16 protein-coding genes and 1 riboswitch are annotated in these 21247 nt (G+C 71.9%); of the genes, 9 read left to right on the plus strand and 7 right to left on the minus strand.

The window, feature by feature from the left end:
• Positions 1-32 precede the first annotated feature (32 nt).
• From AB0I66_RS16145 to AB0I66_RS16165, 5 genes are all read right to left on the minus strand, one after another.
• On the minus strand, positions 33-1775 hold the full coding sequence (locus tag AB0I66_RS16145; RefSeq protein ID WP_363208452.1) for an ABC transporter ATP-binding protein: 1743 nt from the start codon (positions 1773-1775) through the stop codon (positions 33-35).
• A gap of 114 nt (positions 1776-1889) precedes the next feature.
• On the minus strand, positions 1890-2018 hold the full coding sequence (locus AB0I66_RS16150; RefSeq protein WP_363208453.1) for a SapB/AmfS family lanthipeptide: 129 nt from the start codon (positions 2016-2018) through the stop codon (positions 1890-1892).
• 72 nt (positions 2019-2090) lie between these two features.
• On the minus strand, positions 2091-4733 hold the full coding sequence (gene lanKC, locus AB0I66_RS16155; protein WP_363208454.1) for a class III lanthionine synthetase LanKC: 2643 nt from the start codon (positions 4731-4733) through the stop codon (positions 2091-2093).
• 216 nt (positions 4734-4949) lie between these two features.
• Positions 4950-5183, minus strand: coding sequence for a ferredoxin (locus tag AB0I66_RS16160; RefSeq protein WP_363208455.1), 234 nt, complete (start codon positions 5181-5183; stop codon positions 4950-4952).
• Positions 5183-6649, minus strand: a complete 1467-nt coding sequence (locus tag AB0I66_RS16165; protein WP_363208456.1) for an aldehyde dehydrogenase — start codon at positions 6647-6649, stop codon at positions 5183-5185. Before AB0I66_RS16165 ends, AB0I66_RS16160 begins: the two co-directional genes overlap by 1 nt.
• A 195-nt stretch (positions 6650-6844) precedes the next feature.
• Here AB0I66_RS16165 and AB0I66_RS16170 point away from each other — a divergent pair, with 195 nt between their 5' ends.
• The 7 genes from AB0I66_RS16170 (at position 6845) to AB0I66_RS16200 (ending at position 14571) form a co-directional block, all read left to right on the plus strand.
• Complete coding sequence (locus AB0I66_RS16170; RefSeq protein ID WP_363208457.1) at positions 6845-7894, plus strand: MBL fold metallo-hydrolase; 1050 nt, start codon at positions 6845-6847, stop codon at positions 7892-7894.
• Between the two features lie 52 nt (positions 7895-7946).
• Positions 7947-8076: riboswitch (cobalamin riboswitch) on the plus strand.
• A gap of 123 nt (positions 8077-8199) precedes the next feature.
• Entirely contained in the window at positions 8200-9417 is a 1218-nt protein-coding gene (locus AB0I66_RS16175) for a prenyltransferase/squalene oxidase repeat-containing protein (RefSeq protein WP_363208458.1), read from the plus strand.
• A gap of 29 nt (positions 9418-9446) precedes the next feature.
• Positions 9447-10085, plus strand: coding sequence for an SCO2322 family protein (locus AB0I66_RS16180; protein WP_363208702.1), 639 nt, complete (start codon positions 9447-9449; stop codon positions 10083-10085).
• A gap of 7 nt (positions 10086-10092) precedes the next feature.
• Positions 10093-11265: an energy-coupling factor transporter transmembrane component T gene (locus AB0I66_RS16185; RefSeq protein WP_363208459.1), complete on the plus strand. Its 1173-nt coding sequence runs from the start codon at positions 10093-10095 to the stop codon at positions 11263-11265.
• Positions 11262-12938: an ATP-binding cassette domain-containing protein gene (locus AB0I66_RS16190; RefSeq protein WP_363208460.1), complete on the plus strand. Its 1677-nt coding sequence runs from the start codon at positions 11262-11264 to the stop codon at positions 12936-12938. The genes AB0I66_RS16185 and AB0I66_RS16190 overlap by 4 nt, the downstream gene beginning before the upstream one ends.
• On the plus strand, positions 12935-13768 hold the full coding sequence (locus AB0I66_RS16195) for an ECF transporter S component (protein ID WP_363208461.1): 834 nt from the start codon (positions 12935-12937) through the stop codon (positions 13766-13768). Before AB0I66_RS16190 ends, AB0I66_RS16195 begins: the two co-directional genes overlap by 4 nt.
• 347 nt (positions 13769-14115) lie before the next feature.
• Positions 14116-14571 (plus strand): transglycosylase SLT domain-containing protein, encoded by a 456-nt coding sequence (locus AB0I66_RS16200; RefSeq protein ID WP_363208703.1) that lies wholly within the window; start codon positions 14116-14118, stop codon positions 14569-14571.
• A gap of 86 nt (positions 14572-14657) precedes the next feature.
• On the opposite strand, the gene AB0I66_RS16205 is transcribed toward AB0I66_RS16200, so the two are convergent.
• On the minus strand, positions 14658-15827 hold the full coding sequence (locus AB0I66_RS16205; RefSeq protein ID WP_363208462.1) for a steroid 3-ketoacyl-CoA thiolase: 1170 nt from the start codon (positions 15825-15827) through the stop codon (positions 14658-14660).
• Positions 15828-16123: 296 nt separating this feature from the next.
• Between AB0I66_RS16205 and AB0I66_RS16210 the strand changes: the two genes are divergently transcribed.
• A complete protein-coding gene (locus AB0I66_RS16210) occupies positions 16124-17368 on the plus strand; it encodes a cytochrome P450 (protein WP_363208464.1) in 1245 nt (414 codons plus the stop codon).
• Between the two features lie 160 nt (positions 17369-17528).
• On the plus strand, positions 17529-19151 hold the full coding sequence (locus AB0I66_RS16215; RefSeq protein ID WP_363208465.1) for a hypothetical protein: 1623 nt from the start codon (positions 17529-17531) through the stop codon (positions 19149-19151).
• On the opposite strand, the gene AB0I66_RS16220 is transcribed toward AB0I66_RS16215, so the two are convergent.
• On the minus strand, positions 19105-21165 hold the full coding sequence (locus tag AB0I66_RS16220) for a bifunctional glycosyltransferase 87/phosphatase PAP2 family protein (protein ID WP_363208466.1): 2061 nt from the start codon (positions 21163-21165) through the stop codon (positions 19105-19107). The two genes, AB0I66_RS16215 and AB0I66_RS16220, sit on opposite strands and share 47 nt — an antisense overlap.
• Between the last annotated feature and the right edge of the window lie 82 nt (positions 21166-21247).

Genomic DNA, 21247 nt, shown 5'->3' on the forward strand with positions numbered 1-21247 from the left:
TCCGCCCGCCGCCCGTCCGCCGGAAGACTTCCTCACGCGCCGAACACCTCCCTGTAGTCCGCCCGTTCCCACAGCTCCGCGTGCGTCCCCACCGCCCGGATCCGGCCGCCGTCCAGCCAGGCGACCATGTCCGCGCGGGCCGCCGTCGCCGCGCGGTGGGCGATGATCAGGCGGCTGCGGTGCGGGGTGTGGTGGAGCAGGGCCTCGGCTATGTGGTGTTCGGTCACCGTGTCGAGGCTCGACATCGCGTCGTCCAGAATCAGGATCCGGCCGCCTCGCGCGAACGCCCTTGCCAGGCCCAGGCGTTGGGCCTCGCCCCCGGAGAGGGGCGCGTCGGCGCAGGGCGTGGCGTAGCCGTCGGGGAGGCGCGTGATGAAGGGGTCCGCGTGGGCCGCACGGGCCGCCTCCCGGATGCGGGGCGGCGTCGGGCGCGGGGCGCCGAAGCCGATGGTGCCCTCCAGGGTCGTGCCGAGGAGCGCGGGCCGCTCGAAGGCATAGCCGACCTCACGGCGCAGCTCCTCGCGGCCGAGCGAACGCAGCGGGACGCCGTCCAGGCGTACGTCCCCTTCGTCGGGGTCGGCGAGCCGGCCCGCGACGGACGCCAGGAGCGACTTGCCCGCGCCGGAGCGGCCGACCACGGCGAGCGTGCGGCCCGCGGGGACGGTCAGGTCGACGCCGTCGAGCACGGTGCGTTCGCCGCGGGTCACCTTGATGCCGCGTAGCTCCAACAGGCCGTCGCCGGGCGGCAGTTCCCCGTTGCCGTACGTGGTCGAGGGTTCCGCGAGCACCTCTCCCAGGCGGCGCGCCGCGGCCCTGGCCCGCACCAGGGCCCCCAACTGGCCGACGAGCATGCCGATGCCGGTGGCGAGCACCGCGTACCGGGACGCGGCCAGCAACTCGCCGACGGAGATGCGGTCCCCGACCACCAGATGGCCCGCGACCGCGATGACCGCGATCTGCAGGAGGGGGGCGACCGCGGCGGCCTGCGACTGGGAGCGGCCCTGGACGCGCCACATCCGGTGTCCGTGCCGGGAGAGTTCGGGCAGCGGCCCGAGGACGCGCCGGGCCTCCTTGTCCTCGGTGTGCGCGGCCGCGACGGTCCTGGCCCCGCCGACCGCCTCGCTGAGCCGGCCCGCGATGTCACCCTGGACCTGCTGGTAGCGCGTCACGCAGTCGGAGGTGGCGCGGGTGAACGCCCGTAGGAGCAGGGCGAGTACGGGGACGCCCGCGATGAACGCCACGGCGAGCCAGGCGTCGATCATGGCGAGGGCCACCACGGCCCCGACGGGCACGACCAGGGCGGCGAGCAGCCCGGCGAGCGTGGCGGGCGCGACGCCCGCGTGCGCCGCGTTGTCGATGAGCCGGGCGACGAGGTCGCCGGGGGCGAAGCGTGCGGTGGTGCGGGGGCCGACGGCGAGGACGTGGCGGGCCAGGTGGGCGCGCAGCCAGGCGGTGGTGCGGGCGTTGGTGGTGCCGGTCAGGACTCCGTCGCAGGCCCCGATGAGGGCGCTCGCGCAGATGATCGCCGTGCACACGAGGATCCAGCGGGTCGCGTCGGCGCCGACGTGACCCGCGGCGTGCCCCGCGAGGGCGGCGTCGAGGGCGCGGCCGATCGCGTACGGCAGCAAGAGACTCGCGCCCGCGCCGGCGACGGCGAGCAGGCCCAGGGTGACACAGCGTCCGGCGTTGCGACGGGTCGCGGCACGCAGCAACCGGTCACCGGCGCGCTCTGTGGATGAGGGGCGCTCGGTGGAGGGAACGGTAGATGTCGCCATGCAGGTCCGAGCCTCGCGTCCGGGACGAAGATGTCGGCGGTGATCTGCGGCGGGAAGGCTCCGGGCGGCCTCTTCCCAGGGAAGAGACCGCCCGTGCCTTACTCGCCGTCAGCCCTAGCAGGTGATGACGCTGAGACCGCTGTTGCCGCACAGCAGCAGGCTCGCGTAGCTCACGTCACCGCCGCCGCCACCGCCGCCGGTCATCTCGTCGGCTTCCAGGCTCTGCAGGTCCAAGAGTGCCATGGTCTTTTCCCTTCGTAGTTACCTTGTGGGGACGGGTGTTGCTGCGAACTCCGGCATGAAGCCGGAGCCGATTCAGGGCCGCCTGATCGGCGGCAGGAACGGCAGGTGCGCGCGGGCTCCGTCGCCCAGTGCCGCGCCGAGGGCGAGCAGGCACCCTGCCGTTCCGGTGGTGAGGTCCATGGAGAGGCGCATCATCTGGTCGCCGGGGAAGGCCAGTTGGCCCTGGTAGGACATCGCGTACCAGCTCATCGCCCGGATCTGCGCGTCGAGCCGGGACGGGGTCACTCCCGGTGTCGTGGTGCGGCCGAGATGCGCGATCATCCCGGCGCGGCCGGCGAAGAGTCCGGACTGGACGTAGAAGCGGCTGGTCGCGGCGAGCAGGATACGGGGCCGGGCGCCCTCGAAGGCTTCGTCCTTGCCGTGCTCCAGCCAGTCGTCGAGGACCATGCCGATGCCCACGGTGCCGTCGGCGAGGTAGGGCATGGTGCGCCAGCCCTCGTCGACCTGGAGGCTGCCGTCCTTCTGGACCAGACAGCGTTCCAGGTCGAGGCGGAGCGCGTCCGCCGCCCGTTCGAGCAGGTGGGGCTCGCCCGTGCGCTCGTAGCGGCGCAGCAGGAACAGGGCGGAGCCGGTCATGCCGCGCCGCAGTCCGGCATGCCGTCGCGTGGTGTCCGCGCGGCCGGGAGCGGAGGCCGCCTCGATCCGGTCGCAGACGATCCGAGCGGCCTCGTCGGCGCGCTCCCCCAGGCCGGTCTCCCCTGTGGTGCCCGCGAGGTGGTCGAGCACCAGGCCGATGCCGGGGATGCCGTCGTACAGCTGCGAGGACAGCCGCCGCCAGCCGTCCCGCAGGACGCCGTCGAGGAGGTCGAGGGCGCGCTGGGTGTGCCCGAGGCGGTCCAGGACGTACGCGACGCCCGCGAGCCCGTCGTAGAGACCGAGCGGGGTGCCTTGCGGCACCGGGTCCGTGTGGTCGAGCAGCCAGCGTTCGCCCTGCTCATAGCGTTCCGCGCCGGTCTCGGCGAGGGCGTGCAGGACCCCGGCGGCGCCATGGGCGAGGCCGAGTCCGCCGCCGTCGGCGAACTGGGCGACGTCGCCGGGGAAGAGCCGGTCGTCGCGCTCCGGGGTCGCGGAGGCGAGGATCGCCTTGACCATCGAGTCGCGGCTGGACGGCCAGTCGCCGGGGTCGGCGATCGGTCCGCCGGCGGCCACGAGGACGGGCCCTCCCCGGCCGGCCGGCCGGGTGGCCTCGGGCGCTCCCGCGTCGGCCGGCACCTCCTGCCCGCCGCGCGTGATCTCGGCGACGGCTTCGTCAAGGAACTCCCGGGGTACATCGGGGAATTCAGCCGCGATGATCTCGGCGAGGTGGGCCGCCTTGCCGCGGTCGACGGCGAACAGCGTGGTGATCGGCAGGAACAGCGCGAGCCGCAGACAGGCCAGCGCGTAGCGGTCGACCTCGGTCCCCGTGCGGTCCGCAGGGGCCATGAAGCCCGGGTGGGCGACGATCTGCCGTCCGCTCTCCTCGACGGGCGCGGCCGCCTCGAAGTCGAGCAGAGCAACCGACTGTTCGTCCGGCGCCACCATGATGTTGAACATGTGCAGGTCGTTGAAGACGATCCCGCGTTCGTGCACGGCCGTCACCGCGTCCTCGACGGCACGGTGCATGCGTAACGCCCAAGCCGTGTACGAGGCCACCGCGTCCGGTGTGGGTGCCTGGGTGACCAGCGGATGGCGCTCGGCGAAGAACGAGTTGAGGGTGCGCCCCTCAAGGAAGTCCATGACGAGGAACCGGTGGTCGCCGACGGCGAACCAGTCCCGCACCTCGGGTGCGAGACCGAGACCCGAGAGTCGTTCCAGCGCGGTCTTCTCGCGCTCCAGGCGGGCGACGGCATCAGCCCTGTCGGAGGCCAGGCCTGCGTGCGGGCGGCCCTCCTTGAGGACGACCTTGCGTTCGTCACGGGTGTCGCGGCCCTGGTAGACACCGCCGCCGTTGGAGAAGTGCAGCGCCTTCTCGAAGCGGTAGGGCAGGTCGGCGACGGTCGTCGTGTTGCGCGCCGCGAGCTGCGGTTCCAGGAAGGCGGGCAGGGTGACCCAGGAGGGGATCTTGAAGGCCGGGTCCCTGGGGTCGGGCACCAAGGTTCCCGTGCCGTCCTCGATGGCGGGGACCAGCGTGCCCCGCTCGTCGGCGACGACGCGGCGGGTGAAGGCGCCGTAGCGCACGTAGAGGGGGCCGTCCTGCCAGCGCAGATCGGTGAGGACGTACGGCCCGTCCAGGCCGTGCAGCCGCTCGCCCAGTTCTTCCAGGGTGCTGCGCAACTGGCCTTCGTCGGCGGGGTAGATGGTGGCGAACTTCCCGCTGCTGTCGCGGCCCGCGTACTTGCTGTTGCGCAGGTGCAGCAGATGCGGCGCCGGCACGAACTTGAAGGGGATCAGGCGCTCGACGCAGTAGTCCCAGACGGTCGCGGCGACGCGGTCCGCGTTGTCCAGGGTCGCGGAGGCGTGGATCTTCCAGCCCTGCTGGGGCGTGGGCCGTGGCGTCCCGTCCTCGTCCAGCGGGAACAGGGAGAGCCAGTCGCTGTGCCGCCCGGTGCGCCAGCCGTCCGGGACCGGCCGCCCCGCCGTCTCGAACTCAGGGGCGCTCCCGCCCACGGACAAACGGTCCGGAGTCTCGTAGAAGTGCCTGTCCGCCAGACAGTAGACCTCGTACCGCTTGTCCACGAACGTCTCCTCCCCATGTGGCCTGGCTCAGAGAGTTCCAGGCCGCAAAGGGGACGGACAGTCACGGATGTCATCGATCGGGCATGCGGAACGCATGGGTAAAGTCCTGTTCGCACACTTTCGAGCACACATAACGTCCGCGGAACGTACACAATTCGGCTCAGACGGCGTCACACAAGTAAATTCCGCCGCGGGAGCGGAATCCGCCGGTCCCCGTCAGTCCTCCGGCGGGAAGACGACCTCCCCGCTGCCGGACAACGTGATGGTGATCGCCTCGACCGGGCACCCCTCGGCCGCTTCGAGCACTTTCTCGTTGGCGTCGGTCTCGGGGTCCGCGGGATGCGACTGGCGGGCGGAGTCGAGCGTGAAACCGCCCGGCGCCGTGATCACGCACATCCCGGAGCCGATGCAGACCGACCGGTCCACCTCGACGTGCCAGCGGTCACCCATCAGGCACCCGCCTCCCCGTATCCAGCGGGCAGGTGGATCATCTTGTGCTCGAAGTACTCGCCGTACCCCTCGGGCCCGAACTCCCGCCCGAGACCGGAGTTCTTGTAGCCGCCGAACGGACCGAGCATGTCGAGGCTGAAGGTGTTCACCGAGTACGTCCCGGTGCGCACCCGCCGCGCGATGTCGATGCCGCGCTCCGTGTCCGCCGTCCACACGCTGCCGCTGAGTCCGTAGTCGGAGTCGTTGGCGATCTTCACGGCCTCGCTCTCGTCGCCGTACGGGAGAAGGCAGATGACCGGGCCGAAGATCTCCTCGCGGGCGATGCGCATCGAGTTGTCGACGCCGCCGAAGAGCGTCGGCTCGACGTACCACCCCTCGTCGAACCCGGCCGGACGGCCGCCGCCCGTAAGGATCTTGGCGCCTTCCTCCTGGCCGATGCGGATGTAGTCGAGCGAGCGCTGCTGCTGGCGCCGGGCCACGAGCGGGCCGAGTTCGGTCTCGGGGTCGAGCGGGTCACCGACCTTGAGCGCGGCGGCCGCGGCGGCGAAGGCCTCGGCGAACTCGTCGTGGCGGGAGTGCGGCACGAGGATGCGGGTCTGGGCCACGCACGCCTGGCCGTTGATCATCCAGGCGAAGGGGACGATGCCGGCGACGGCACTCGCCGCGTCCGCGTCCGGCAGGATCACCGCGGCCGACTTGCCGCCCAACTCCAGTGTCACGCGCGTGAGGTTGCGGGCCGCGACCTCCATGACGCGCTTGCCCGCGCCGACGGAGCCGGTGAAGGACACCTTGTCGACGCCGGGGTGCCCGACGAGGTACTCGCTCACCTCGCGGTCGGCCGAGATGATCGAGAGCACGCCCTGCGGCAGCCCCGCCTCGGTGGCGATGTCGGCGAGGATGTACGCGTCGAGCGGCGTCTCGGGCGAGGTCTTGAGGATCACCGGGCACCCGGCGAGCAGCGCGGGCGCGAGCTTGGCCGCGGCGGTGAACTGCGGGACGTTCCACGGGACCACGGCCGCCACGACGCCGACCGGCTCGCGCCGCACCAGGATCTTGCCGAGGGCGCCGTCGCGCGCCTCCTCGTACGTGAAGTTCTTCGCGACCGTGAGCGCGGAGTCCCAGACCATCATCGCGGCGAGGGCCTGCACCATCACGCTCGATGTGTACGGGGTGCCGTTCTGGGAGCTGATGACGCGGGCGATCTCCTCGTGCCGTACGGCGAACGCGTCCTTGATCCTGGTGATGACCTCGATCCGCTCGTCGAGGGTCATCCGGGGCCAGGGGCCCTCGTCGAACGCCTTGCGCGCGGTGGCGACGGCCCGGTCGACGTCGGCGGGCGCGGCGTGCGGCACCCGCGCGAAGACCTGGCCGGTGTGCGGCGAGACCACCTCGATGACGTCCTTGCCGTGGGGATCCACCAACTCCCCGCCGATGAACAGCTGTCCGTGTTCCACGAGCTCGGTCATGGCTGACTGCCTCCTGCGGGATTCCGCCTGCGCGGCACGCTTTCTGACACTGTTTCAGAACTGATACCAGTTCTAGTTCCACTAGTCCACGGAGGGCAAGGCTCAAGTAGCCTGTTGAAACGGTCGACTTAGGCGATCATTGGAACCAGTTCTAGTTACGGTCGAGCGACGAACGAGAGAAGAAGAGGGCGCCCGATGACGCAGGTGACCGAACCGCAGGTGACCGAGCACGGCGGGGGCGTATGGAGCATCAAGGTCCCCATCCCCGACAATCCGCTGGGCTTTACCCTCGTCCACCTCCTGGACACGGACGCCGGCCCCGTACTCATCGACACGGGCTGGGACGACCCCACCTCCTGGGACGCACTCGCCGAAGGCCTCGCCGCCTGCGGCACGTCCGCCGACGCGGTGCACGGCGTCGTCATCACCCACCACCACCCCGACCACCACGGCCTCTCGGCCAAGGTCCGCGAGGCGTCGGGCGCGTGGATCGCGATGCACGAGGCCGACGCCTCGGTCGTACGCCGCACCCGGACCGGGCCGCCCGCCCGCTGGTTCGACTACATGGCGGAGAAGCTGACGGCCGCGGGCGCCCCCGCCGACCATCTGGCCCCTCTCCTCGCCGCCCGTGACGCGGGCCGCGCACCCCGGCTGCCCGGCCTGGCCGCCGCGCTCCCCGACCGCGACATCACCCCGGGCGAGCTCCTCGAACTGCCGGGGCGCAGGCTTCGCGCGATCTGGACCCCCGGCCACACCCCCGGCCACGTCTGCCTGCACCTGGAGGAGGAGCACCCGGCACGGCTGCCGGGCCGCGGCCGCCTGTTCTCCGGCGACCACCTGCTCCCCGGGATCACCCCGCACATCGGCCTGTACGAGGACCCCGACGACGAGACCGTCACGGATCCCCTCGGCGACTACCTCGACTCCCTGGAGCGCATCGGCCGCCTGGGGGTCGCCGAGGTGCTCCCGGCCCACCAGTACGCGTTCACCGACGCCCCGGCCCGCGTCCAGGAGATCCTGGCCCACCACGAGGAGCGCCTGACGGATCTGCTCGCCCTCCTCGCCGAGCCCCTCACCCCTTGGCAGCTCGCCGAGCAGATGGAGTGGAACCGCCCCTGGGCCCAGATCCGCTACGGCTCGCGGAACATCGCGGTCTCCGAGGCCGAGGCCCATGTGCGGCGCCTGGTGAAGCTGGGGCGCGCCGAGGCGGTGGGCAACGATCCCGTGCGGTACCGCGCGGTGTGACCTCCCGCCGGGGGCGGCCACCCCGGGGCGCCTCCCCTACGGGCCGGTAGAGTGGCCCCGTCGTCATCATGCCCGTACGGGGGGAAGCCGGTGCGAATCCGGCGCTGACCCGCAGCCGTGATCCACGGTCCCGCAAGGACCGCCGGAGAGCCGGATCGCCCCGCATGGAACGTGACCGGCTCGCGTCATCGGAACCGCCGATGACCGGCACCGTCGAGGTATACGGAGCCGGAGCCGCCCGGTGCCCGTGCCCGCACGCGCCCGTGCTGCCCCGCTCCCCCGCAGGGAGAGGCACCCGCCGCATCATGAACGTTCGCCGCAGCGCAGCGGTCCTGGCCGCCGTCGCCGTGTTCGGTTCGGCCGCCGCCCCGGCCGCCTTCGCGGACACCGCGTCCCCGTCGCCCTCCGCCAAGCTGCCCTCGGGTCTTTACGGCGACGCGGACCCCAAGTTCGACGGGGTGTTCCGGCAGTCGTACGCCCTGCTCGCCCAGGACTCGGCCGGTGTGAAGCCCGCCGCGAAGTCCGTCGACTGGCTCACCGGGCAGCAGTGCTCGAACGGCGCCTACGCCGCCTACCGCCCCGACGCGGGCGAGCCCTGCGACTCCAAGACGATGCTCGACAGCAACGCGACGGCGTCGGCCGTGCAGGCGCTCGCCGCGCTCGGCGGTCAGAAGAAGACCGTCGGCAAGAGCGTCGACTGGCTGAAGTCCGTGCAGAACCAGGACGGCGGCTGGGGCTACAGCCCCGGCATGGACTCGGACGCCAACTCCACCGGCATCGTGATCGGCGCGCTCGTCGCGGCGGGCGAGAAGCCGGAGGGCGTGAAGTCGCAGAGCGGCAAGACCGCGTACAGCGCGCTGCCCGCCCTCTCGATGAGCTGTGGCAAGGACGGCGGCGCCTTCGGTCTCGCGGACGTCAAGTCCGGCAAGCTCTCGCCGAACGCCGACGCCACCGCGGCCGGTGTCCTCGGCGCCCACGGCAAGGGCCTGGTCGTGGACGCGGCCGAGAAGAAGGAAGCCGCCCCGAAGTGCGCGAAGGCCGACACCGCCGAGCAGGCGGCGGCGAACGGCACGGGCTACCTCCTGAAGACCCTCGCCAAGGGCGACGACCACCTGATGTCGTCGATGCCCGGCGCAAAGAACATGCCCGACCTCGGCAACACCGCCGACTCCGTGCTCGCGCTCGCCGCTGCCGGTCAGCCGGAGCAGGCCGAGAAGTCGGCCCAGTGGCTGGCGAAGAACTCCGCGCAGTGGGCCGAGAAGTCCGGCCCCGCCGCCTACGCCCAGCTGATCTTCGCCGCCCACGCCGCCGGCATGGACCCGCGTGACTTCGGCGGCGCGGACCTGGTCAAGCAGCTCAACGCGCAGGGTCCCGCCCCGGAGGCGACGGAGAAGGCCGCCGACGAGAAGAAGGACAGCGACGACGGCGGCCTGAGCATCTGGTGGATCATCGGCGTCGGCATGGTCGCCGGCATCGGCATCGGGTTCCTCTACAGCGGCAACAAGAAGAAGCAGCAGCTGTGACGCGGGGTCGCGCGCGGTGCGGGCGCCTGATGGTGGGGGCGCTCCTTGCCGCCCTGCTCGGCGTCCTCACCGCCGCCCCCGCCCAGGCCGCCGGGTATCGCTACTGGTCCTTCTGGGACCGGGACGGTTCCACGTGGGCCTACGCGAGCCAGGGGCCGAGCACCGCGCGCCCCGACGACGGGGCCGTCCAGGGCTTCCGGTTCGCCGTGTCCGCCGACTCGAAGGACGCCGCGAAGCCGCGCGGCGCCGCGGACTTCGACACGATCTGCGCCAAGACCCCCGCCAAGGACGACCGCAAGCGGATCGCCCTGGTCATCGACTTCGGCACGCCGGGCGACGCCCCCGACGGGGAGAGCCCGCCGAAGGCGCGTACGGCGTGCGCGCAGATCGCGGACGACGCGACCAGCGCGGACGCGCTCGCCGCGGTCGCCAAGCCCCTGCGCTACGACAGCAACGCCCTGCTGTGCGCCATCGCGGACTACCCGAAGTCGGGCTGCGGCGAGCAGGTCTCGGGCAACGGCGAGTCCGACGGCACGGAGAAGAAGCCGGCCGCGAGCGACGAGGACAGCGGCTCCGGTGGCCCCTCCGTCGGTCTGATCGCGGGCGTGGCCGCCGTCGCCCTGCTCGGCGGGGCCGCCGTCTGGCAGGCACGCCGCCGACGCGGCTGACCACACGATGACCGATCAACCGAGCACCGCTCCCGGTGCGCTGCGGAGGCGTCTGGCCCCCGCGGCGCACCGGAGCAACGCGCTGCACCCCGGCGCCTGGTGGGTGTGGGCGCTCGGGCTCGGCGTCGCGGCGTCGCGCACCACCAACCCCCTGCTGATCGGTCTCCTCATCGGTGTCGCCGGCTATGTCGTCGCGGCCCGCAGGACATCGGCCCCGTGGGCGCGGTCGTACGGCGCCTTCGTGAAGCTGGGCCTCGTCGTGATCGCCATCCGGCTGGTCTTCGCCGTCGTCCTCGGCTCCCCCATCCCCGGCACGCACGTCATCGTGACGCTCCCCGAAGTGCCGCTGCCCGACTGGGCGAAGGGGGTGCGGATCGGGGGCCGGGTGACGGCCGAGGGGCTGCTCTTCGCGCTCTACGACGGGGTGCGCCTGGCCGGTCTCCTCATCTGCGTGGGCGCCGCCAACGCTCTCGCCAGCCCGGCGCGGCTGCTCAAGTCGCTGCCGGGCGCGCTGTACGAGGTGGGGGTCGCCATCGTCGTCGCGATGACGTTCGCGCCGAATCTGATCATGGATGTGCAGCGCCTTCGCTCGGCGCGGCGCCTTCGCGGACGCGCGGACAAGGGCATCCGGGGGCTGCTCCAGGTGGGGCTCCCGGTCCTTGAGGGCGCCCTTGAGCGGTCGGTCGCGCTGGCCGCCGCGATGGACGCGCGAGGGTTCGGCCGCAGCGCGCCGGTTCCGGCCGGGGTGCGCAGGGCGACGGCGGCCCTTACGCTCGGCGGCCTGATGGGTGTCTGCGTGGGCACGTACGGCCTGCTCACCGCGGACGGCACGCGGTACGGCCTGCCCGTCCTCGGCGTCGGTCTCCTCGCTGCGCTCGCCGGGCTCCGGCTCGGCGGCCGGCGCTCCGTGCGCACCCGCTACCGCCCCGACACGTGGGGCGTGCGCGCCTGGCTCGTCGCCGGGTCGGGCATCGCGGTGGCGGGCCTGACGCTCTGGGCCGCCGCGTACGACGCGGCGGCCCTGCACCCGGGAGTCGTCCCCCTGACGGCGCCGACGCTGCCGCTGTGGCCCGCGGTGGCGGTCCTCGTCGGTCTGCTGCCTGCTTTCGTGGCGCCGGTGCCGGCCGACTCCGCCACCACCCCTGTCTCCGCCCCCGCTCGCACCAAGGAGCCCTCATGATCCGCTTCGAGGATGTCTCCGTGACGTACGAAGGGGTCGCGGGCCCCACCGTGCGCGGGGTCGATCTCGCCGTTCCCGAGGGCGAGTTGGTGCTTCTCGTCGGTCCGTCCGGGGTCGGCAAGTCGACGCTGCTCGGCACGGTGAGCGGGCTCGTGCCGCACTTCACCGGGGGCACGCTCCGGGGCCGGGTGACGGTGGCGGGACGCGACACCCGTACCCACAAGCCGCGTGAACTCGCCGACGTCGTCGGCACGGTGGGCCAGGACCCGCTCTCGCACTTCGTGACGGACACGGTCGAGGACGAGCTCGCGTACGGGATGGAGTCGCTCGGGCTCGCCCCCGACGTGATGCGCCGCCGCGTCGAGGAGACCCTCGACCTCCTCGGCCTCGCCGATCTGCGCGACCGGCCCATCGCCACGCTCTCCGGCGGCCAGCAGCAGCGCGTCGCCATCGGCTCGGTGCTCACGCCGCACCCCGAGGTCCTCGTCCTGGACGAACCGACGTCGGCCCTCGACCCGGCCGCCGCCGAAGAGGTCCTCGCCGTACTGCAGCGCCTGGTGCACGACCTGGGCACGACGGTCCTGATGGCCGAGCACCGCCTGGAGCGGGTCGTGCAGTACGCCGACCAGGTGCTGCTGCTCGCGGCGCCGGGCGAGCCGCCCGTGCTCGGCGACCCCGCCTCGCTGATGGCCGTATCGCCGGTCTACCCGCCGGTGGTGGGCCTCGGCCGCCTCGCGGGCTGGTCCCCGCTGCCGCTGACGGTGCGGGACGCCAGGCGGAAGGCCGGCGCGCTGCGGGAGCGGCTGGCGGGGGCCGAATCGCGCGAGGAGGCCACGGCCGTACGTCCGGCGGCGGGCCGCCCGAGCCTCTTCCGGCGTACGAAGAAGACGGATGCCCCGGAAGCTGCCGCCGCGAGCGTCACGGGTCTGGCCGTGCGCCGGGGCCGCGTGGAGGCCCTGCGCCGCGTGGACCTCACCGTCTCCGCAGGCGAGACGGTGGCCCTGATGGGCCGCAACGGCGCCGGGAAGTCCACGCTCCTGTCCACCCTGGTGGGCCTGCTCGAACCGGCGGCCGGCTCGGTCCGCGTCGGCGGCGCGATCCCCCACCGCACAGGCCCCCGCGAGCTGATCCGGCATGTGGGCCTGGTCCCCCAGGAGCCGCGGGACCTCCTCTACGCGGACACGGTGGCCGCCGAGTGCACGGCCGCCGACCACGACGCGGGAGCGGAGCCCGGCACCTGCCGCGCGCTGGTCACCGGGCTGCTCCCCGGCATCGCGGACGACACCCACCCCCGCGACCTCTCCGAGGGCCAGCGCCTCACCCTGGCCCTGGCGATCGTCCTGACCGCCCGCCCGCCGCTGCTCCTCCTGGACGAGCCGACCCGGGGCCTCGACTACGCGGCCAAGGCCCGCCTGGTCACGCTCCTGCGCGGCCTCGCCGCCGACGGCCACGCGATCGTCCTCGCCACGCACGACGTGGAGCTGGCCGCGGAACTGGCCCACCGGGTCGCGATCCTCGCCGACGGGGAGATCGTCGCCGACGGCCCGACCTCCGACATCGTGGTCTCCTCCCCCTCCTTCGCCCCGCAGACCACCAAGATCCTCGCCCCGCAGAAGTGGCTGACGGTCACGGAGGTACGGGAGGCGCTCGCTGCCGGGGGCGGTACCCCGTGAGCGGCTCACCCCTGGCCCGGCAGGCCCGCCCCATCCGCCTGGGGCCGCGCTCGATCGGCGCCCTCGCACTCGTCAGCGCGGTCGGCGTGGTGGCCTTCGGGTGGCCGCTGATCGCGGGCGGGGAGTCAGGGCTGAGCGCGCACGCCCAGGACGCGCCCTGGCTGTTCGCGGCGCTCCTTCCGCTCCTGCTCGCCGTCGTCGTGGCGACCATCGCCGACGTCGGTCTCGACGCGAAGGCCATCGCGATGCTGGGGGTGCTCGCCGCGGCCGGTGCCGCGCTGCGACCGCTGGGTGCGGGGACGGCCGGGATCGAGCCGATGTTCTTCCTGATGGTGCTCAGCGGTCGCGTCCTCGGGCCCGGGTTCGGGTTCGTGCTCGGCGCGGTGTCCATGTTCGCCTCCGCGCTCCTGACCGGCGGCGTCGGTCCGTGGATGCCGTTCCAGATGCTGTCCATGGGGTGGGTCTGCATGGGGGCGGGACTGCTGCCGGGCCCCGACACCCTGCGCGTGCGCGGGGAGCTGTGGCTGCTCGCCGCCTACGGGGCCATCTCGTCCGTCCTGTACGGGACCGTGATGAATCTGCAGGGCTGGCCCTACCTCGGCGGCCTCGCGACCGGCGTCTCCTTCGTGCCCGGCGACCCCGTCGGCGACAACCTCGGCCGTTTCATCGCCTACTGTCTGGCGACCTCGCTGGGCTGGGACCTCCCCCGCGCCGTCGTGACCGTGCTGCTGAGCCTCGCCCTCGGCCCCGCCGTCCTGAAGGCACTGCGCCGGGCCACGCGCCGGGCGGCGTTCGAGGCCCAGGCCACATTCGAGGGCCCGAAAGCGTGAGCGGCCGGTGGCCCTGTGTCACCCGGAGGGTCCCTTCGCGGTGAGGCGGCCCACAGTACTTTGGTCCTCTACTAGGGCGGGCCGTAGAAGTGGCCTGCTGGCGCGTACGCGTCAAAACACGCGCTGACCTGCGGATTGAGAGCCAGGTCACACGAAGGACCTTTCGCGCACATGCGACATCCACTAGTAAAAAGGGTCATTGCGGAGACGTGACAGCCCTGCTTCTCTGGATCGAGTCGCACGGCGCCGCCGGTCGTAAGGCCCCCGGCGCCGACGCATTCCTCCAGCCACACCCCCGTGGCCCACGGCATGCCCGCGACACCATGTCCCCCACGGAAGGCCACGCTTTGTCCGCCACGCTCCTCCGCCGTATCGCCACCCCGAAGAAGGCCCTCACCGGTGCCGCCGTGGCCGTCGCCACGACCGGCATGGTGTTCAGCGCGGGCGCGGCCCAGGCCGCCACCCCCACGGCGGCGAAGGCCGCGGCTCCGGCCGCCGCTCCCGCCGCGGCGCCTTCCTCGGCCAAGGCGATCGCGAAGAAGATGATCCCGGACCCCGCTCAGTACAAGGCGTTCAGCAAGATCGTGGAGCACGAGAGCGGCTGGAACCCCAAGGCCACGAACGCCTCCTCCGGCGCCTACGGCCTGGTCCAGGCCCTGCCCGCCACGAAGATGGCGTCGGCGGGCTCGGACTGGAAGACCAACCCCGAGACCCAGATCAAGTGGGGCCTCGACTACATGAACGACCGCTACGGCAGCCCGGTCGGCGCCTGGAACCACTGGCAGGCCAACGGCTCTTACTGAGCCGCAAGAAACTCCTGAAACACACGAAGGCGTCCACTCCCTCTCGGGGAGTGGCCGCCTTCGTCGTACCCATGCCAGGGAATCACTCAGAGCCGCTGGATGATCGTCCCCGTGGCGACAGCCCCGCCCGCGCACATCGTGATCAGCGCGAACTCCTTGTCGCGGCGCTCGAGCTCATGGAGGGCGGTGGTGATCAGCCGCGCCCCGGTCGCCCCGACCGGGTGGCCGATGGCAATCGCGCCCCCGTTCACGTTCACCTTCTCCAGGTCCTGCTCGAAGACCTGCGCCCAGCTCAGCACCACCGACGCGAAGGCCTCGTTGATCTCCACGAGGTCGATGTCCTTCAGGGACATCCCCGCCTTGCCGAGCACCGCCCGCGTCGCGTCGATCGGGCCGTCCAGGTGGAAGTGCGGATCGGCGCCCACCAGCGCCTGCGCCACGATCCGCGCGCGCGGCCGCAGCTTCAGGGCCCGCGCCATCCGCTTCGACGCCCACATGATCGCCGCGGCGCCGTCCGAGATCTGCGAGGAGTTGCCCGCGGTGTGCACGGCGGTCGGCATCACCGGCTTGAGCCGCTCGAGGCCCTCCATGGTGGTGTCCCGCAGCCCCTCGTCCCGGTCGACGAGGCGCCACATGCCCTGCCCCGCGGCCTGCTCCTCCTCCGTCGTCGGGACCTGGACGGCGAACGTCTCGCGTTTGAAGCGTTCCTCGGCCCAGGCGGTCGCGGCGCGCTCCTGCGAGATGAGACCGAGCGAGTCGACGTTCTCCCTCGTCAGGCCACGATTGCGGGCGATCCGCTCGGCCGCCTCGAACTGGTTGGGCAGGTCGACGTTCCACTCCTCGGGGAACGGCTTGCCGGGACCGTGCTTGGAGCCGGACCCGAGCGGCACCCGTGACATGGCCTCGACGCCGCAGCTGATGCCCACGTCGATGACACCGGCCGCGACCATGTTGGCGACCATGTGGCTCGCCTGCTGCGAGGAGCCGCACTGACAGTCCACCGTCGTCGCGGCGGTCTCGTACGGAAGGCCCATCGTGAGCCAGGCCGTGCGCGCCGGGTTCATGGACTGCTCCCCGGCGTGGGTGACCGTGCCGCCCACGATCTGCTCGACGCAGTCGGCGTGGATGCCGGTGCGGCCGAGGAGCTCGCGGTAGGTCTCGCCGAGCAGATAGGCGGGGTGGAGATTGGCGAGCGCGCCGCCGCGCTTACCTATGGGGGTGCGTACGGCTTCGACGATGACAGGTTCCGCGGCCATGGGCGTCCTCTCCATCCACATCCCGCGCGAGTGTCCCGGCACCCACGCGGAGAACTAGTACGCGTTCTAGTTCTGCAAGCAGTCTGCTGAGCGCGACCCCGGCACCGCAAGGGGCTTGCACGCACCTTGCGCAGGACGTACACAGTGGGGCCTCCCCTGCTCTCTTCAAGAGCTTGGGGAAGCGACCCCTGCGCGGGCCTTGCCACTTGTAGAACCCGTTACTACCTTGCGGGCATCTCCTGATGGACCGTCAGGACAGCTACAGAGCTGCCAGAACTGAACTCCTGGAGTTGCCGATGCCCTGTCCAGCGCTGCCCGACGGGTTCGACTTCACCGACCCCGACCTGCTCCAAGAGCGCGTGCCCCACCCGGAGTTCGCCCAGCTGCGCCAGACGGAACCGGTGCGCTGGATCGCCCAGCCACCCCGCATATCGGGCTTCGACGACTCGGGCTACTGGGCGGTCACCCGGCACGCGGACGTCAAATACGTGTCCACACACCCGGAGTTGTTCTCCTCCAACCTCAACACCGCGGTCATCCGGTTCAACGAGACGATCAGCCGCGACCAGATCGAGGTCCAGAAGCTGATCATGCTGAACATGGACCCGCCCGAGCACACCCGGGTCCGCCAGATCGTGCAGCGCGGCTTCACCCCCCGCGCCATACGCTCCCTGGAGGACGCCCTGCGCCACCGCGCGGACTCCATCGTCGAGACGGCCCGGGCGAACGCCGCGGCCGACGGCTCCTTCGACTTCGTCACGAACGTCGCCGTGGAACTTCCCCTCCAGGCGATCGCCGAGCTCATCGGCGTGCCGCAGGACGACCGGACGAAGATCTTCGACTGGTCCAACAAGATGGCGGCCTACGACGACCCGGAGTACGCGATCACCGAGGAGGTCGGCGCCGAGGCGGCCATGGAGATCGTCTCGTACGCGATGAACCTCGCCGCGGCACGCAAGGAGTGCCCGGCCAAGGACATCGTCAGCCAGCTGGTGGCCGCCGAGGACGAGGGCAACCTCTCCTCCGACGAGTTCGGCTTCTTCGTCATCCTGCTCGCGGTGGCCGGCAACGAGACGACCCGCAACGCCATCACCCACGGCATGCACGCCTTCCTCACCCACCCGGAGCAGTGGGAACTCTTCAAGCGCGAGCGCCCCGAGACCACCGCCGAGGAGATCGTGCGCTGGGCCACCCCCGTCGTCTCCTTCCAGCGCACCGCGACCCAGGACACCGAGATCGGCGACGCGAAGATCAAGCAGGGCGACCGCGTCGGCATCTTCTACTCCTCGGCCAACAACGACCCCGAGGTCTTCGACGACCCGATGACGTTCGACATCACCCGCGACCCGAACCCGCACCTCGGATTCGGCGGCGGAGGCCCGCACTTCTGCCTCGGCAAGTCGCTCGCGGTCCTGGAGATCAACCTCATCTTCAACGCGATCGCGGACGCGCTGCCCGACCTCCGCCTTGTCTCCGACCCCCGCAGGCTCCGCTCGGCCTGGCTGAACGGCGTCAAGGAACTGCAGGTCAGCACCGGCTGACCCGCCGCCAGGGAGGCAGGAGCAACTCCACCCACGCCCTGCTCCTGCCTCCCCCGGGCTTCCCCGGGATCTTTTTCCGCCGAAGCCAACGTTTCCGTTGCGCGACGCGTCTTGAGAAGTGAACCTTGCCTCTCCAAGACTTCGAACGGAAACGGTCGCCGTGGTCTCCGCAGGTCTCTCCGTCGCGCCGTCGGGCAGCACACCCAATGAGCGGAAGACCTCCCTCCGCGCCTTCTGCCGACGGCACCGGATTCCGCTCCTCGCCACGCTGCCCACGCTTCCGCTGTACGCGGTGTGGGCCGCGTTCCTCGCCACCGGTGGCGGCGACCTGGCGGCTCAGGAGGCGTGGGCGCGGTTCGCCTCGGAGCACGGGGCCGCCGCGTACGGCTTGTTCTGGTACGGCGGCATGCACACCGCCAACTACAGCTTGATCTCGCCCTACTTGATGGCCGCCGTGGGCGTGAAGACCGTGACGGTGGTGTCGGGTGTCGCCGGTGCCTGGCTGGTCGCCGCGCTCGTCGAACGCACCGGGATGCGGCGCCCGCTGTGGCCCGCGGTGCTCGCCTCGCTCGCGGTGTGGTGCAACGTGGCGTCGGGGCGCACGACGTTCGCGCTCGGCATCGCCTTCGGGTTCGCGGCGTGCCTGGTGCTCGTCCGGGAGCGGCGGGTGGGGGCCGCCGTGGTGTGCGCGGCGCTCGCGACCATGTCCAGCCCGGTGGCGGGACTCTTCCTCGTGGTGGCGGGCGCCGCCTATTTCCTCGTACGCGACTGGGGGCGGGCCGCGGCCCTGATGGTGCCGCCGGTGCTGGTCGTCGGGATCACCACCGCGCTCTTCCCCTTCTCCGGCGAGCACTTGATGCCGTTCGACCGGATCTTCCCGCCCGTGCTCTTCAGCCTCGCGCTCATCGTGGCGGCTCCGCGCGAGTGGCGCGTGCTGCGGTGGGGAGCCGCGGTGTACGCGGCCGGGACGGTCCTGACCTACCTCATCCCGTCCCCGATCGGCACGAACGTGGAGCGCCTGGCCGAGCTGCTCGCGCCCGCCGCGCTGCTCGGCGCTCTCCTGATGCCCGGCCTGGCCCGCGCGCGCCGCGTCGTGCTCACGGTCGCGCTCATCCTCTCCTCGGCCTGGGTCGGCCAGAAGACCGCGGACGATCTGACGGTGTCGACGGCCGTGCCGAAGTGGGCCGCCGACACGGACGGCGTGGTACGGGAGCTGGAGCGGCTCGGCGCCGACCGGGGCCGCGTGGAGGTGGTCCCGGCCCGCAATCACCGCGAGGCCACGGCCCTGGCGCCGTACGTGAACATGGCGCGCGGCTGGAACCGGCAGCTCGACATCGAGCGCGGGCGCCTCTTCTACGACGGGTCGTTCTCGGCCACCACCTACCGGGCGTGGCTCGACAAGTGGGCGGTCGGCTATGTGGTGCTGCCGTCGGGCAAGCCGGACGGCTTCGCCGAGGACGAGGCGGCCCTGGTCGCCAGTGGCCCCAAGTGGCTCGAACCGGTGTGGCGAGACGCGCACTGGCGGGTGTTTCGGGTGAAGAACGCGGTGCCGATGGTGTCGAAGCCGGCGGCCGTCGTGAAGTCCACCGGGTCGGCCATGGTGGTGCGCGTGCCCACGCGCGGGCCGGTGACGCTGCGCCTGGTGTACTCGCCGTGGCTCCGGGCCGAGGGGGCCTGCCTGGAGCGGCACGGCGAGTTCACCCGGCTGACGGTGTCCGCACCGGGCACGTACACGATCAGCTCGGGGTACGGTCCTTCGCCGAGTCCTTCGTCATGTCGATGACCGGCTCCGTGCCCGTCGCCACCTCCAGGTTCCTGCCCACCCGGGGCCCGGCGAGAAGGTAGCCGATGCCGAAGCCCGCGCCGACGACGGCCGCGCCGCCCACCGCGTCCAGGACCCAGTGATTGCCGGTGGCGACGATCGCGGCGACCGTGCACAGCGGATGCAGCAGGCCGAGCGCCTTCATCCACCACTTCGGCGCGAGGAGCACGATCACCACGCCACACCACAGCGACCAGCCGAAGTGCAGCGAGGGCATCGCCGCGTACTGGTTGGTGAGCGCGGTCAGCGTGCCGTAGTCCGGCTGGGTGAAGTCCTGCACGCCGTGCACCGTGTCGATGAAGCCGAGCTCGGGCATCAGGCGCGGCGGGGCCAGCGGGTAGAGCCAGAACCCGACGAGCGCGAGGAGCGTGGCGAAGCCGAGGGCCGAGCGCGCCCAGCGGTAGTCGGCGGGGCGCCGGACGTAGAGCACGCCGAGGACGGTCAGCGGCACCACGAAGTGGAACGAGGTGTAGTAGAAGTTGAAGAACTCCTCGAGCCAACTGACCTTCACCACCGCGTGGTTGACCCAGTGCTCGATGTCGATCCGCAGGAACTGCTCGATGGCGTGGACCTGCTCGCCGTGCTGCTCGGCGGTGGCCCGTCCGCCCGAGTTGGTGCCGCCCGTCGCGGCGAGGCGTGCCTGCTGGTAGGCGGAGTAGCCGACGCGGATCAGGAGCAGTTCGAGCAGGAGGTTCGGCCGGGTGGTGACCCGCCGCCAGAACGGCAGCAGCGGCACCCAGCTCCAGCGCGCCGGCGCGGGCCTGGCGTAGTCGGTGGGGATGGGGGCCTGGTACCGCGGGTCCGTGCGGGAAAGGAAGGGCACGACCGTGGCGGCGGCGAGCGCGGCGATCAGGACGACGTTGTCGCGGATGGGCTCCACGACCGGCATGTTCGGCAGCATCATCTTCGCCGGCAGCGTCGAGACGAGGACGACGGCGACGGGCCACATGTACCGGTCGGACTGCTTTTTGCCGGCCCGGCCGACCACCGCGAGCAGCACCCACAGGAGCTGGTGCTGCCAGGTCGTCGGGGACACGGCGACGGCGACACAGCCGGTGATCGCGACGGCGAGCAGCAGCTGCCCGTCCTTGGCGTAGCGCACGGCCCGGCGCACGCCGAACCAGACGACGGCCGCGCCCAGGACCACGTAAAGCCCGATCTCCAGCGGCCCTTCGAGGCCGAACCGGAGCAGGGCGCCGTGCAGCGACTGGTTGGCGAGACCGGCCGGACTCGCGCCGAGGCCCGCGCCCGCGATGTGGTGTATCCAGTACGTCCACGAGTCGTGCGGCATCGCGGCCCAGGCGAGCGCGGTGATGGCGAGGAAGGTGGCGCCGGTGGACGCGGTGGCCCGCCTGCGGCCGGTGAACCAGAAGAGGGCGGCGAAGAGCAGCAGCGTGGGCTGGAGCGCGGCCCCAATGCCGATGAGGACGCCGCTGGCGCGTTCCCCGCGGACCGCGAAGCACCCGAGCAGGACGAGGAGCACGGGGAAGATGCTGGTCTGGCCCAGGTACAGGGTGTTGCGCACCGGGAGCGACAGCATCAGGAGGCAGATCGCGACGGGCGCGGCGAGCAGCGAGGTGCGCCGGGAGACGGGCTGGGGCAGGGCGCGGGCGGCGACGAGGCCGAGGATCACGACCAGGATCAGCGTGCCGAACGTCCAGCCCCAGCCGAGCGCCTGCTCGGCCGCGCGGGAGAACGGTTTGAGCACGAGTCCCGCGAAGGGGGTGCCGGTGAACTTGTCCGCGTCGTAGAAGGAGCCGTTCACATGCAGGACGCCGTCCGGGCCGATCCAGGTCTCCAGATCGATGAGCCGCTCGCCTTTCGGCGTACGCAGGACGACGGCCGCCTGACGTACCGCGAGTACTGCGGCGATCAGCCAGAGGGCGACACGGACCGCCCCGATCCGCGTCGTCGGTGCACCGGGTCCCCCCGTCCCAAAGGCATTTCCCGGTCCTCCGTGCTCGACATTCGCCACGCCCCGTCGGCCCTCCCGCCCGCTCGTCGTCTCTTTTCGGTCCCAACGTCCGGTCGGTCCCGAGAGTTCTCCGTCGGCCCCG

Source organism: Streptomyces sp. NPDC050439 (assembly GCF_040655335.1).
In the GTDB taxonomy this organism is placed as follows: Bacteria; Actinomycetota; Actinomycetes; order Streptomycetales; family Streptomycetaceae; genus Streptomyces.